Raw genomic sequence first — 12,871 nt, 5'->3', positions numbered from 1 at the left:
CCTGGGCCGCCATTACCTCGGTCACCACTGCATTTCGATGAATAGGGCCTGAAAGGATCGCGCATGTTTGAAAACCTGACTGACCGTCTCTCGCAGACGCTGCGCCACGTAACCGGCAAGGCCAAGCTGACCGAGGACAATATTAAAGACACCCTGCGTGAAGTGCGCATGGCGTTGCTGGAAGCCGACGTGGCCTTGCCTGTGGTCAAGGACTTCGTCAACTCGGTCAAAGAGCGCGCGGTCGGCACCGAAGTGTCCCGCAGCCTGACCCCGGGCCAGGCCTTTGTGAAGATCGTCCAGGCCGAACTCGAAAGCCTGATGGGCGCGGCCAACGAAGATTTGAACCTCAGCGCCGTACCGCCAGCGGTTGTGCTGATGGCTGGTCTGCAAGGTGCGGGTAAAACCACCACCGCCGGCAAGCTGGCGCGCTTCCTTAAAGAGCGCAAGAAGAAGTCCGTGATGGTGGTGTCGGCCGACGTGTACCGTCCGGCGGCCATCAAGCAACTCGAAATGCTTGCCGGCGAAGTGGGGGTGACCTTCTTCCCGTCTGACCTGAGCCAGAAGCCGGTCGACATCGCTAACGCGGCTATTAAAGAAGCCAAGTTGAAATTCATCGACGTGGTTATCGTCGATACCGCCGGTCGCCTGCACATCGACGAAGAGATGATGGGCGAGATCAAGGCGCTGCATGCCGCGATCAACCCGGTCGAAACGCTGTTCGTGGTCGACGCCATGACCGGCCAGGATGCGGCCAACACCGCCAAGGCCTTCGGTGACGCACTGCCGCTGACCGGCGTGATCCTGACCAAGGTCGACGGCGACGCCCGTGGCGGTGCCGCGCTGTCGGTGCGTGCCATCACCGGCAAGCCGATCAAGTTCATTGGTATGGGCGAGAAGAGCGACGCGCTCGAGCCGTTCCACCCAGAGCGGATCGCCTCGCGCATCCTCGGCATGGGTGACGTGCTCAGCCTGATCGAACAGGCCGAAGCCACCCTCGACAAAGACAAGGCCGACAAACTGGCCAAAAAGCTGAAGAAGGGCAAGGGCTTCGACCTCGAAGACTTCCGCGACCAGCTGCAACAGATGAAAAACATGGGCGGCCTCGGCGGCCTGATGGACAAGCTGCCGAACATCGGCGGTGTGAACCTGGCGCAAATGGGCAATGCCCAGGGCGCGGCAGAGAAGCAATTCAAGCAGATGGAAGCCATCATCAATTCCATGACCCCGGCCGAGCGCCGCGACCCTGAGCTGATCAGTGGTTCGCGCAAACGTCGGATCGCCATGGGCTCCGGCACCCAGGTGCAGGACATCGGTCGCTTGATCAAGCAGCACAAGCAGATGCAGAAGATGATGAAGAAATTCTCCGCCAAAGGCGGAATGGCCAAGATGATGCGCGGCATGGGCGGTATGTTGCCCGGCGGTGGCATGCCCAAAATGTAAAGTATTCGAGCGCAAGCATGCTTGCGCTCCGACCCACAAGGATGTGGGATCTCCAGCAAACCCGCGGTTAGCGGGAGCTGACTCGCCGTTTTAACCGACGGCTCTATAGCAGATCTGAGTGGCACGCTGATAGGCGCCAGAAAAAGACATTTGCAAAAGTCCGGATATTCCTTAGAATATGCGGCCTTTCGGGCACCTATGCCCGCTGTGCATTTAGATTTGCAGCACCGACTACAGGAACGATGTTCACATGCTAACAATCCGTCTTGCCCTTGGCGGCTCCAAAAAGCGCCCGTTTTACCACTTGACCGTAACCGACAGCCGCAACCCGCGTGACGGTTCGCACAAGGAACAGGTTGGTTTCTTCAACCCTGTTGCTCGTGGTCAAGAAGTTCGTCTGTCCGTGAACCAAGAGCGCGTAGCCTACTGGCTGAGCGTTGGTGCACAGCCATCCGAGCGTGTTGCCAAGTTGTTGAAGGACTCGGCTAAGGCCGCAGCCTGAGCAATATGAACGCGACGCCAGCTGTTGCTGATGATTTGATCGTTATCGGCAAGATTTACTCTGTTCATGGCGTTCGCGGCGAAGTGAAGGTGTATTCCTTTACTGATCCGACTGAAAACCTGTTGCAGTACAAAACCTGGACGCTCAAGCGCGAAGGGAGTGTGAAACAGGTCGAGCTGGTCAGTGGACGCGGGAGCGATAAGTTCCTGGTCGCAAAGCTCAAGGGTCTTGATGATCGTGAAGAAGCTCGTCTTCTGGCCGGTTATGAGATCTGCGTGCCGCGCAACCTGTTCCCTGAATTGACCGACGGCGAGTACTACTGGTACCAGCTGGAAGGTCTGAAGGTTATTGATCAACTGGGGCAATTGCTCGGGAAAATCGATCATCTTCTGGAAACCGGCGCCAATGATGTAATGGTGGTCAAGCCTTGCGCTGGCAGCCTGGATGATCGCGGACGCCTGTTGCCGTATACCGGGCAATGCGTGTTGGCCGTCGACCTGGCAGCGGGCGAGATGAAGGTGGAATGGGACGCGGACTTCTAAGCGTGGCTAATTTGCGCATTGAAGTGATCAGTTTGTTTCCCGAGATGTTTTCCGCCATCAGCGAGTACGGCATCACCAGTCGGGCGGTGAAACAGGGGCTGTTGCAGCTTACCTGTTGGAACCCGCGAGACTACACGACGGATCGACATCACACTGTGGACGATCGCCCATTTGGCGGTGGCCCGGGCATGGTGATGAAGATCAAGCCCCTGGAAGACGCGTTGGCCCAGGCCAAGGCAGCTGCCGGGGAGAAGGCGAAGGTAATTTACCTGTCCCCTCAAGGCCGTCAGCTGAAACAGGCTGGGGTTCGCGAACTGGCGAATGAGGAAGCATTAATCCTGATTGCCGGTCGCTATGAAGGCATTGACGAGCGGTTTATTGAAGCTCATGTCGATGAAGAGTGGTCGATTGGGGACTATGTCCTGTCTGGCGGCGAGCTGCCGGCGATGGTCCTGATAGATGCGGTTACACGACTGCTGCCTGGAGCTTTAGGGCATGCGGACTCCGCGGAGGAAGACTCCTTCACGGATGGTTTGCTGGATTGCCCGCACTACACCCGACCGGAGGTGTATGCGGATCAGCGTGTTCCCGACGTATTGCTAAGTGGCAATCACGCACACATCCGGCGTTGGCGTTTACAGCAGTCCCTTGGTCGGACCTATGAACGACGCGCCGATCTTCTGGAAAGCCGCTCGCTTTCTGGAGAAGAGAAGAAGCTGCTCGAGGAATACATCCTCGCGCGGGACGATAGTTAACAACGTATCGATGGTAGGTCCGATGACTTACCTTAGGAGCACAGCATGACTAACAAAATCATCCTTGCACTCGAAGCAGAGCAGATGACCAAAGAGATCCCTACCTTTGCCCCAGGCGACACTATTGTCGTTCAGGTGAAAGTGAAGGAAGGCGACCGTTCGCGTCTGCAAGCGTTCGAAGGCGTGGTAATCGCCAAGCGTAACCGTGGTGTGAACAGTGCTTTCACTGTTCGTAAAATCTCCAACGGTGTTGGCGTAGAGCGTACTTTCCAGACCTACAGCCCGCAAATCGACAGCATGGCCGTTAAGCGTCGCGGTGACGTACGTAAAGCCAAGCTGTACTACCTGCGTGACCTGTCCGGTAAAGCAGCTCGCATCAAGGAAAAACTGGCTTAAGTCCAGCTTCCCGATGCAGAAAAAAGCAGCCTACGGGCTGCTTTTTTGTGCCTGAAATTTGTCAATTTGCCGGTATTTTCCCATGACCACCCGCCTCGAAGAAATCCAGCGTCGTACCGACCTGTCCGTGACCTACGTGACCAAGGCCGTGTTCCCGCCGACCACCAACCACCACAACACCCTGTTCGGCGGTACGGCGCTGGCGTGGATGGATGAAGTGTCGTTCATCACGGCCACGCGTTTTTGTCGTTTGCCGCTGGTGACGGTCTCCACTGATCGGATCGACTTTAATCACGCGATTCCGGCCGGCTCCATCGTTGAGCTGATCGGGCGCGTTGTCAAAGTCGGTAACACCAGCCTCAAGGTTGAAGTCGAAGTGTTTGTGGAAAGCATGAGTGCCGATGGCCGCGAAAAGGCGATCCAGGGTGTGTTCAGCTTTGTCGCGATTGATGCCGATAAGCGGCCGGTTCCGGTATTGCCTGGGTTTGTAGACTGATCTGAAACCGAGTCGTGGCCATCGCAGGCAAGCCAGCTCCCACATTTGATCGATGTTGATCATGAGATCAGGCATGACACAAAACCCATGTGGGAGCTGGCTTGCCTGCGATAGGATCTACCCGACACTACATTCATTCGCTTGAGCCCCTATGCCCGCCATTGACCATCCCCTGATCGATCGCTTCCTTGATGCCCTGTGGCTGGAAAAAGGCCTGTCGGACAACACCCGCCAGGCCTACCGCAGTGACTTGGCCCTGTTCAACGGCTGGCTGCAGGAGAAAAACCTCGAACTGATCAATGCCGGTCGCGAGCTGATCCTTGATCACCTGGCCTGGCGCCTTGAGCAGAACTACAAGCCTCGCTCCACTGCGCGATTTCTATCTGGCGTGCGTGGTTTTTATCGCTACCTGCTGCGGGAAAAGCTGATCGCGGTCGACCCGACCCTGCAAATCGATATGCCGCAACTCGGCAGGCCATTGCCCAAATCCCTGTCGGAAGCCGACGTCGATGCCTTGCTCGCCGCGCCCGACCTGAGTGAAGCCATCGGACAGCGTGACCGCGCCATGCTCGAAGTGCTCTACGCCTGCGGGCTGCGGGTGACTGAACTGATCAGCCTGACCCTGGAGCAAGTCAACTTGCGTCAGGGCGTGCTGCGCGTCATGGGCAAAGGCAGCAAGGAGCGACTGGTGCCGATGGGCGAGGAGGCGATTGTGTGGGTTGAGCGCTATATGCGTGATGCCCGTGGCGAATTGCTCGGCGGGCGGCCCAGCGACGTGCTGTTCCCCAGCCTGCGCGGTGAGCAGATGACCCGCCAGACCTTCTGGCACCGTATCAAGCACCAGGCCAAAGTGGCTGGGATCGGCAAGGCGCTGTCGCCACATACGTTGCGCCACGCGTTTGCCACCCATTTGCTCAACCACGGTGCGGATTTGCGGGTGGTGCAAATGCTGCTGGGGCACAGTGACTTATCCACAACCCAGATTTACACCCACGTCGCGCGCGCACGTCTGCAGGAGATGCACGCCAAGCATCACCCTCGCGGATAAAATTACGTCGGAAAAGGCCCAATTTACCTGCCGCAGTCTGCCCCCCGGCCCAACTGTGGTAGGCTTTGCCGGTTCGCAAAGGGGACGGCGCCCAGGCTCGTATTGACAGCCCCGTGTTTCCAGATCGGTGTTCATGCGCCCGTCCCTGCATCTGCCTTCAGGAGTTCCCATGCGCTTGACCCAGATTATTGCCGCCGCAGCCATTGCGTTGGTTTCCACCTTTGTTGTCGCCGATGACGCCGCCGAGCAGACCATTCGCAAGAGCTTGGCCAACCTGCAACTCGACACGCCGATTGAAAGCATCAGTGCCAGCCCGATGGCCGGGCTGTATGAAGTCAAGCTCAAGGGTAGCCGTGTGCTGTACGCCAGTGCCGATGGCCAGTACATCGTCCAGGGTTACCTGTTCCAGTTGAAAGACGGCAAGCCGGTCAACCTGACCGAGAAAGCCGAGCGCCTGGGCGTGTCCAAGTTGATCAACGGCATTCCAGTGGCTGAAACCGTGGTTTACCCGGCCATCGGCGAGACCAAGACTCACATCACCGTGTTCACCGACACCACCTGCCCGTACTGCCACAAGCTGCACGCCGAAGTGCCTGCGCTGAACAAAATGGGTATCGAAGTGCGCTACGTCGCGTTCCCGCGCCAGGGCCTGGGCTCGCCGGGTGACGAACAACTGCAAGCCGTATGGTGCTCGGCCGACAAGAAAGCCGCCATGGACAAAATGGTCGATGGCAAGGAAATCAAGTCGGCCAAATGCGCCAACCCGGTTTCCAAGCAGTTCGCCCTGGGCCAGTCGATTGGTGTGAACGGTACACCGGCCATCGTTTTGGCTGATGGCCAAGTAATTCCGGGCTACCAGCCTGCGCCACAAGTTGCCAAACTGGCGCTGGGTGCAAAGTAAGCAGTCATCGTCGAGCCTTTGACGATCATGCCCCGCCGAACAGTCGACGGGGCATTAATTGAGAGCCGCAGTTGTGCGGCTGTTTACCACGGCCGACCTTGAGTCGGCCGTTTCATGGGGAGTTCTTCAGTGAAACCGGTCAAAGTAGGCATCTGTGGGTTAGGGACCGTCGGTGGCGGCACCTTGAACGTACTTCAGCGTAATGCTGAAGAAATTTCCCGCCGTGCAGGGCGTGGGATTGAAGTGGCGCAAATTGCCACGCGTACGCCAAAGCCTCAGTTCCAAACGACCGGTATTGCGATTACCAACGATGTCTTCGCCGTGGCCACCAACCCTGAAATCGATATCGTCATCGAGCTGGTTGGCGGTTACACCGTGGCCCGCGAGCTGGTGCTCAAGGCCATCGAGAACGGCAAGCACGTGGTCACCGCCAACAAGGCGCTGATCGCCGTGCACGGTAACGAGATCTTCGCCAAGGCGCGCGAGAAGGGCGTGATCGTTGCGTTCGAAGCGGCTGTGGCCGGCGGCATCCCGGTGATCAAGGCGATCCGTGAAGGCTTGTCCGCCAACCGTATCAACTGGGTGGCCGGCATCATCAACGGCACCGGCAACTTCATCCTCACCGAAATGCGCGAGAAGGGCCGTACCTTCGAAGACGTGCTGGCCGAAGCCCAGGCGCTGGGTTACGCCGAAGCCGACCCGACCTTTGACGTGGAAGGCATCGACGCGGCCCACAAGCTGACCATCCTGGCCTCCATCGCCTTTGGTATCCCGCTGCAGTTCGACAAGGCCTACACCGAAGGCATCACCAAGCTGACCACTGCCGACGTGAACTACGCCGAAGCCCTGGGCTACCGCATCAAGCACCTGGGCGTGGCGCGCAGCACTCCGGCCGGTATCGAGCTGCGTGTGCACCCGACGTTGATCCCGGCCGACCGCCTGATCGCCAACGTCAACGGCGTGATGAACGCCGTGATGGTCAACGGTGATGCAGCCGGCTCCACGCTGTTCTACGGCGCCGGTGCCGGTATGGAACCGACGGCCTCCTCGGTCATCGCCGACCTGGTGGACGTGGTCCGCGCCATGACCAGCGACCCGGAAAACCGCGTGCCGCACCTGGCCTTCCAGCCGGACTCGCTGTCGGCCCACCCGATCCTGCCGATCGAAGCCTGCGAAAGTGCCTACTACCTGCGCATCCAGGCTCAGGATCATCCGGGCGTGTTGGCCCAGGTTGCCAGCATCCTGTCGGAGCGCGGCATCAATATCGAGTCGATCATGCAGAAGGAAGTCGAGGAGCAAAACGGCCAGGTGCCGATGATCCTGTTGACCCACCGCGTGCTCGAACAGCGCATGAACGATGCCATCGCCGCCCTCGAAGCCCTGCAAGGGGTGGTTGGCCCGGTGGTGCGGATTCGCGTCGAACACTTGAACTAACCGATTTGATCCAGGGGCCCCGTGTGTTCGGCGGCCTCTGTTCGAGAATGTTTTAGAGGAGCCAGTCATGCGTTATATCAGCACCCGCGGCCAGGCACCGGCCCTGAATTTCGAAGACGTTTTGCTGGCAGGCCTTGCCACTGACGGCGGCCTGTATGTGCCGGAAAACCTGCCACGTTTCACCCAGGAAGAAATTGCGTCCTGGGCGGGCCTGCCGTACCACGAGCTGGCGTTCCGGGTGATGCGCCCGTTCGTCACCGGCAGCATTCCGGATGCGGATTTCAAAAAGATTCTGGAAGAGACTTATGGCGTGTTTTCCCACAGCGCCATCGCCCCTCTGCGTCAGCTGAACGGCAACGAATGGGTGCTGGAGCTGTTCCACGGCCCGACCCTGGCGTTCAAGGACTTCGCCCTGCAATTGCTGGGTCGCCTGCTCGATTACGTGCTGGAAAAGCGCGGCGAGCGTGTGGTGATCATCGGCGCTACGTCCGGTGATACCGGTTCGGCCGCCATCGAAGGTTGCAAGCACTGCGAAAACGTCGACATCTTCATCCTGCACCCGCACAAGCGCGTGTCGGAAGTGCAGCGTCGCCAGATGACGACCATTTTCGGTGAAAACATCCACAACATCGCCATCGAAGGCAACTTCGATGACTGCCAGGAAATGGTCAAGAACAGCTTCGCTGACCAGAGCTTCCTGAAAGGTACGCGCCTGGTGGCGGTAAACTCGATCAACTGGGCCCGGATCATGGCTCAGATCGTCTACTACTTCCACGCGTCCCTGCAGTTGGGCGGCCCGGCGCGTTCGGTGTCGTTCTCGGTGCCGACCGGCAACTTCGGCGACATCTTTGCCGGCTACCTGGCGCGCAACATGGGCCTGCCGATCAACCAGTTGATCGTCGCCACCAACCGCAACGACATCCTGCACCGCTTCATGAGTGGCAACCAGTACGTCAAGGAAACCCTGCACGCCACATTGTCGCCGTCCATGGATATCATGGTGTCGTCGAACTTCGAACGCCTGCTGTTCGACATGCACGGTCGCAATGGCGCCGCCCTGGCTGGCCTGATGGACAGCTTCAAGCAAGGTGGCGGTTTCAGCGTCGAGCAAGAGCGCTGGACCGAAACCCGCAAGCTGTTCGACTCCCTGGCCGTGGACGATGCGCAGACCTGTGAAACCATCGCTGAGGTCTACGCCCAGACCGGCGAACTGCTCGACCCACACACCGCCATCGGTGTGAAGGCCGCACGCGAATGCCGTCGCAGCCTGGACATCCCGATGGTGATTCTGGGCACTGCCCACCCGGTCAAATTCCCGGAAGCGGTGGAGAAGGCCGGTGTTGGCAAAGCGCTGGAGTTGCCCGAGCACCTGGCTGACCTGTTCGAGCGTGAAGAGCGCTGCACGGTGTTGGCGAACGATCTGAAAGCCATGCAGGCGTTTGTCAGCCAGCACGGCAATCGCGGTAAGCCGCTCTGATCCACAGGTTGCTACGCGGTAGGTCAAGCCCGTCTTCGTGACGGGCTTTTTCATTCTGGCGAGCCATACTTGCGCGGGCGGCCAACCAGCAAACTCAAGAAACTCAATCGGTGCGTGTAGTGATTCAATGGGCGGTGCGGCTGGCTTGCGTGCTGTTGCTCGGCCATCTGCCTAAGGGCCAGGCGGCTGTCAGCCTGCCTTTCAAGCGGGTGCCGGGGTTTATCCCGCTGGAGCCTTTGCCCCTGGCACCGGCGGAGCAGCAGTGGTTCACCGCTCTCGGACATTGAAGGTGGGCATTTCGATTGATGATTATCAACCGATTGATTACCCGCGACCGCAATCGCTAACAGGGCATCAGTGCCGATTACCTGAGCCTGGTCGGCGCGCGTCCAGGACGGCGCGCAATGGCTGTTCAGACGCGGCTTTCAAGGCAGGCTCCCAGGGTAATCCAGGGATTCTAGCCTGTCGGTGGATGTTTTCTCTCTGTCATCTTTGCCGTGCATGCTCGCTTGACTCGGGCAGGAGGCTACACAAAAGGTCGAACTTTCTGCTTTGAGTACGGGTCACTTGAATGTAAGCACCTTAATGACATTTTTGTTTTTCGAACCTTATTCGAATGATTGAGTGGTGATCGAGATGGAAAGTATCAGCCTATTGCTCGAAGAAGCACTGAGCCCTTATCAGGTTACGTTGACCACCTCGGGCCTACAGGGCGAGTGCCTGGTGACCGTGAAGAACCCTGCTGGCGCTATCGTCGTCGAGCGTGAAGTCGATCGGGCCCAATTGACCGATAAGCGTGTACTGGTGGATGTGGTGGATTGCTTGCTACGCGATCTGAAAATCGCTGAAGGGCGCCTGGAACCCTCGGTTATCGCAGCATTGCGTAACGCAGCCCAAACCCGTGGCGCCGCCCTCGCATGAAGAATTGTTTAATGATGGAAACTTCCTACCGCATGCCCGGTCAGATTTCATAACAGCAAGAGCAAACATTGTGCTCCGGTGTTTGTGGCTTGTTGTACTGGTCTTTGTAGGCCACGTTTAACCCCGAGTTGTCTCCCCACTGCTCGGGGTTTCTTTTGCCTGCGATTTGTCAGGGCTCAGGGAAACTCTGGAAAAAACTCGGGTTGTCCAACAAATACTGCGCGCGCATCACGGGGTCCAACCATGACGCGTAGGATTGCTGGACCCGCGCCTGTGGGATATCCCGTATCGCCTGATCGATTCGCTGCATGGCCTGACGGCCTTGAGGCGTATCCGAGCAACCAATATGCGAACGTTGATAACGCGCTGAGCCCTTGATGGGATAGAACATCAGGTCCTGGGCAGCGATACCCTGTTGCCGGGCGTGATAGCGGATTTCCGGCGGGTAACCCAACACCGCTTCCAGCCGCCCAAGACGCTGCATTTGCAACAGGCTGCCAAGGGCGTCATTGCCGTAATGCAATGCCAGGGTGTGGGGAGCAGCGTGCTTGAGCTGTTCGTCGATGGCGGGGCCGTAGCTGCGTTCGGCGGTAGCGCCAATGCGCGCTTTATGGGATTCGAGAAAGGCTTGCAGATCAAATTGGCCCTCGGCAATAAAGGGTGCCATTGCCTCCTGCTGGCTGCGTTGGATCGTCACCCCGTTGCTGACCACCACGAATGCCTGGGCCGAAAACACAATGTACTTCGCGCGCTCCGGCGTCCACAGCAGCGAGGGGTCGCAGGTCAGGGACGGCGAGCGCAGCATTTGAATGCCGCGAGCGCGGTTGACGTGCATCACGGTGTGGCGGTATTGCGGCAGGCGCTTGGCGAGTATCGGCAACAACTCATCCAGTGCCCCCTGGCCTTTCTGAGGCCCTTCAAAGATGGTGATGGGCGGCAGGTCGCGCAACAGCCAGATCAGCGTGTCCTCGGCATGCGCCGAGAGCGGCCACACGCCGAGCATCACGCTCATGAGGCACAGAGGGATAAACCGGCATTGGTACGGGCGAGCCATCAGATCGCGCCAACCTCGCGCAAACGGGTGATGGCTGCGGCGTCGTAACCCAGTTCATTGAGGACCGTGCTGTTATGTTCGCCCAACTGCGGCCCGACCCACTCACAACTACCCGGTGTTTGCGACAGCTTGGGCACGATCCCCGGCATCTTGAAGCCCTTGCCGCCCGGCAACTGAGCCTCGAGAAACATTTCCCGCGCCAGAAACTGCGGGTCGCCCAACATGTCTTCGGCGCTGTAGATGCGGCTGGCGGGCACCTCGGCCTTGTTCAGTTGCTCAATCACGTGGTCCAGCGGCAGCGAGTTGACCCAGCGATCAATCACGCCGTACAGCTCATCACGGCGGCTATCGCGTCCGTCATTGCTCGCCAGCTGCGGGTCATTGGCCAGGTCTTCGCGGCCGATGGCGCTCATGAAACGCTTGAAGATTGCATCGCCATTGGCGCCGATCTGCACATGCTTGCCGTCGGCAGTGGTATGAATCGATGACGGCGTGATGCCGGGCATGATGTTGCCGGTGCGCTCGCGAATAAACCCGAACACGTCGAACTCCGGGATCATGCTTTCCATCATCGCGAAGATGGCTTCGTACAGTGCCACATCCACGACTTGGCCGAGCCCGCCGTTGACCTCACGATGACGCAGCGCCATCAGCGCGCCGATGACCGCCCACAAGGCGGCAATCGAGTCGCCGATGGAAATCCCCGTGCGTACCGGCGGGCGGTCTTCGAAACCGGTGATATAGCGCAAGCCGCCCATGGACTCGCCCACCGCGCCGAACCCCGGCTGGTCTTTCATCGGGCCGGTCTGGCCAAAACCCGAGAGCCGCACCATCACCAATTTCGGGTTCAGCGCATGCAGGGTTTCCCAGCTCAGACCGAGTTTTTCCAGGACGCCGGGGCGGAAATTCTCAATCAGGATGTCGGCATTCGCCAGCAACTGCTTAAGGATGGCCAAACCCTCCGGGTGCTTGAGGTTCAGTGTCAGCGACTGCTTGTTGCGCGCCTGCACGAACCACCAGAGTGAGGTGCCTTCATACAGCTTGCGCCATTTGCGCAGCGGGTCGCCGCCGCCCGGGGATTCGACCTTGATCACCTCGGCACCGAATTCGGCGCAGATGCGTGACGCAAACGGGCCGGCGATCAAGGTGCCCAGTTCGATGACTTTCAGGCCGGCCAGCGGTTTGGCATTAAACGACATGAGGATCCTTATCAAGCGTGGAACGGTGGTGTGATGCCTTTTAACATAGGCGAGCGGCCCAGGGATAAGGATGATGCAGCGCAGTATTCGTTGAATGGCCGCGCCATCGGTTAGACTGGCCGCCTTTCCCTGTCTCTAGAAGCCCGTTCATGGCCCAGCCGTCCACGACCTACAAATTCGAACTCAACCTCACCGACCTTGATCGCTCGGTGTACGAGAGCGTCAAACAGACCATCGCCCGCCATCCTTCGGAAACCGAAGAGCGCATGACCGTGCGTCTTTTGGCCTACGCACTTTGGTACAACGAGCATTTGTCGTTCGGCCGTGGTCTGTCAGATGTAGACGAGCCAGCCCTGTGGGAAAAAAGCCTGGATGATCGTGTTCTGCACTGGATTGAGGTCGGCCAGCCTGACGCCGATCGTCTCACCTGGTGCTCGCGCCGTACCGAACGCACCAGCTTGCTAGCCTACGGCAGCCTGCGTGTGTGGGAAGGCAAAGTGGTGCCGGTGGCAAAAAACCTGAAGAATGTACACATCGCCGCTGTGCCTCAGGAAATCCTCGAGACCCTGGCCAAGGACATGCCGCGCGTTATCAAGTGGGACGTGATGATCAGCGAAGGCACGATCTTCGTGACGGATGATCGTGGCCAGCATGAAGTGCAGTTGGAATGGTTGGTCGGCGAGCGTGATTAAACATGCGGGAGCTG

General features: G+C 58.9%; 14 protein-coding genes and 1 pseudogene. 13 read left to right on the top strand and 2 right to left on the bottom strand.

What is annotated here, in order from left to right:
* The first annotated feature begins 63 nt into the window (after positions 1-63).
* The 12 genes and pseudogenes from ffh (at position 64) to A7J50_RS23815 (ending at position 9,912) form a co-directional block, all read left to right on the top strand.
* A complete protein-coding gene (gene ffh, locus A7J50_RS23865) occupies positions 64-1,440 on the top strand; it encodes a signal recognition particle protein (RefSeq protein WP_010207982.1) in 1,377 nt (458 codons plus the stop codon).
* 250 nt (positions 1,441-1,690) lie between these two features.
* Positions 1,691-1,942 carry a 30S ribosomal protein S16 gene (gene rpsP / locus A7J50_RS23860; protein WP_003175899.1) on the top strand — a complete coding sequence of 84 codons (252 nt, stop codon included), beginning with the start codon at positions 1,691-1,693 and terminating at the stop codon, positions 1,940-1,942.
* Between the two features lie 5 nt (positions 1,943-1,947).
* A complete protein-coding gene (gene rimM, locus A7J50_RS23855; RefSeq protein WP_064454004.1) occupies positions 1,948-2,484 on the top strand; it encodes a ribosome maturation factor RimM in 537 nt (178 codons plus the stop codon).
* Positions 2,466-3,239 carry a tRNA (guanosine(37)-N1)-methyltransferase TrmD gene (gene trmD / locus A7J50_RS23850; RefSeq protein WP_173390389.1) on the top strand — a complete coding sequence of 258 codons (774 nt, stop codon included), beginning with the start codon at positions 2,466-2,468 and terminating at the stop codon, positions 3,237-3,239. The genes rimM and trmD overlap by 19 nt, the downstream gene beginning before the upstream one ends.
* A gap of 45 nt (positions 3,240-3,284) precedes the next feature.
* On the top strand, positions 3,285-3,635 hold the full coding sequence (rplS, locus tag A7J50_RS23845) for a 50S ribosomal protein L19 (protein ID WP_003175895.1): 351 nt from the start codon (positions 3,285-3,287) through the stop codon (positions 3,633-3,635).
* Positions 3,636-3,717: 82 nt separating this feature from the next.
* Positions 3,718-4,131 carry an acyl-CoA thioesterase gene (locus A7J50_RS23840; RefSeq protein ID WP_064454003.1) on the top strand — a complete coding sequence of 138 codons (414 nt, stop codon included), beginning with the start codon at positions 3,718-3,720 and terminating at the stop codon, positions 4,129-4,131.
* Between the two features lie 151 nt (positions 4,132-4,282).
* Positions 4,283-5,179 carry a site-specific tyrosine recombinase XerD gene (xerD, locus tag A7J50_RS23835; protein WP_064454002.1) on the top strand — a complete coding sequence of 299 codons (897 nt, stop codon included), beginning with the start codon at positions 4,283-4,285 and terminating at the stop codon, positions 5,177-5,179.
* A gap of 169 nt (positions 5,180-5,348) precedes the next feature.
* A complete protein-coding gene (locus tag A7J50_RS23830) occupies positions 5,349-6,080 on the top strand; it encodes a thioredoxin fold domain-containing protein (protein WP_053257833.1) in 732 nt (243 codons plus the stop codon).
* Positions 6,081-6,209: 129 nt separating this feature from the next.
* Entirely contained in the window at positions 6,210-7,514 is a 1,305-nt protein-coding gene (locus tag A7J50_RS23825; RefSeq protein ID WP_064454001.1) for a homoserine dehydrogenase, read from the top strand.
* 67 nt (positions 7,515-7,581) lie between these two features.
* Positions 7,582-8,991: a threonine synthase gene (gene thrC, locus A7J50_RS23820; protein ID WP_064454000.1), complete on the top strand. Its 1,410-nt coding sequence runs from the start codon at positions 7,582-7,584 to the stop codon at positions 8,989-8,991.
* A gap of 110 nt (positions 8,992-9,101) precedes the next feature.
* A pseudogene (locus A7J50_RS30965) lies at positions 9,102-9,335 on the top strand (hypothetical protein); the annotation flags it as partial.
* 292 nt (positions 9,336-9,627) lie between these two features.
* Positions 9,628-9,912 carry a DUF3509 domain-containing protein gene (locus A7J50_RS23815; protein ID WP_064455009.1) on the top strand — a complete coding sequence of 95 codons (285 nt, stop codon included), beginning with the start codon at positions 9,628-9,630 and terminating at the stop codon, positions 9,910-9,912.
* A gap of 169 nt (positions 9,913-10,081) precedes the next feature.
* On the opposite strand, the gene A7J50_RS23810 is transcribed toward A7J50_RS23815, so the two are convergent.
* Both A7J50_RS23810 and A7J50_RS23805 read right to left on the bottom strand, forming a co-directional pair.
* Positions 10,082-10,966, bottom strand: coding sequence for a TIGR02285 family protein (locus A7J50_RS23810; protein WP_064453999.1), 885 nt, complete (start codon positions 10,964-10,966; stop codon positions 10,082-10,084).
* Positions 10,966-12,165: a CaiB/BaiF CoA transferase family protein gene (locus A7J50_RS23805; RefSeq protein WP_064453998.1), complete on the bottom strand. Its 1,200-nt coding sequence runs from the start codon at positions 12,163-12,165 to the stop codon at positions 10,966-10,968. The genes A7J50_RS23810 and A7J50_RS23805 overlap by 1 nt, the downstream gene beginning before the upstream one ends.
* Before the next feature lie 149 nt (positions 12,166-12,314).
* On the opposite strand from A7J50_RS23805, the gene A7J50_RS23800 reads away from it, so the two are divergent.
* On the top strand, positions 12,315-12,857 hold the full coding sequence (locus tag A7J50_RS23800; RefSeq protein ID WP_064453997.1) for a YaeQ family protein: 543 nt from the start codon (positions 12,315-12,317) through the stop codon (positions 12,855-12,857).
* The last annotated feature ends 14 nt before the right edge of the window (positions 12,858-12,871 follow it).

This window comes from Pseudomonas antarctica (assembly GCF_001647715.1).
Taxonomy (GTDB): domain Bacteria; phylum Pseudomonadota; class Gammaproteobacteria; order Pseudomonadales; family Pseudomonadaceae; genus Aquipseudomonas; species Aquipseudomonas antarctica_A.
This window is presented reverse-complemented; position numbering and strand designations above follow the sequence as displayed.

Excerpts from the sequence above, each read along its gene's own strand:
- ffh (WP_010207982.1), top strand. The coding sequence starts at position 64 with ATGTTTGAAAACCTGACTGACCGTCTCTCGCAGACGCTGCGCCACGTA.
- rpsP (WP_003175899.1), top strand. The coding sequence starts at position 1,691 with ATGCTAACAATCCGTCTTGCCCTTGGCGGCTCCAAAAAGCGCCCGTTT.
- rimM (WP_064454004.1), top strand. The coding sequence starts at position 1,948 with ATGAACGCGACGCCAGCTGTTGCTGATGATTTGATCGTTATCGGCAAG.
- trmD (WP_173390389.1), top strand. The coding sequence starts at position 2,466 with ATGGGACGCGGACTTCTAAGCGTGGCTAATTTGCGCATTGAAGTGATC.
- rplS (WP_003175895.1), top strand. The coding sequence starts at position 3,285 with ATGACTAACAAAATCATCCTTGCACTCGAAGCAGAGCAGATGACCAAA.
- A7J50_RS23840 (WP_064454003.1), top strand. The coding sequence starts at position 3,718 with ATGACCACCCGCCTCGAAGAAATCCAGCGTCGTACCGACCTGTCCGTG.
- xerD (WP_064454002.1), top strand. The coding sequence starts at position 4,283 with ATGCCCGCCATTGACCATCCCCTGATCGATCGCTTCCTTGATGCCCTG.
- A7J50_RS23830 (WP_053257833.1), top strand. The coding sequence starts at position 5,349 with ATGCGCTTGACCCAGATTATTGCCGCCGCAGCCATTGCGTTGGTTTCC.
- thrC (WP_064454000.1), top strand. The coding sequence starts at position 7,582 with ATGCGTTATATCAGCACCCGCGGCCAGGCACCGGCCCTGAATTTCGAA.
- A7J50_RS23815 (WP_064455009.1), top strand. The coding sequence starts at position 9,628 with ATGGAAAGTATCAGCCTATTGCTCGAAGAAGCACTGAGCCCTTATCAG.
- A7J50_RS23810 (WP_064453999.1), bottom strand. The coding sequence starts at position 10,966 with ATGGCTCGCCCGTACCAATGCCGGTTTATCCCTCTGTGCCTCATGAGC.
- A7J50_RS23805 (WP_064453998.1), bottom strand. The coding sequence starts at position 12,165 with ATGTCGTTTAATGCCAAACCGCTGGCCGGCCTGAAAGTCATCGAACTG.
- A7J50_RS23800 (WP_064453997.1), top strand. The coding sequence starts at position 12,315 with ATGGCCCAGCCGTCCACGACCTACAAATTCGAACTCAACCTCACCGAC.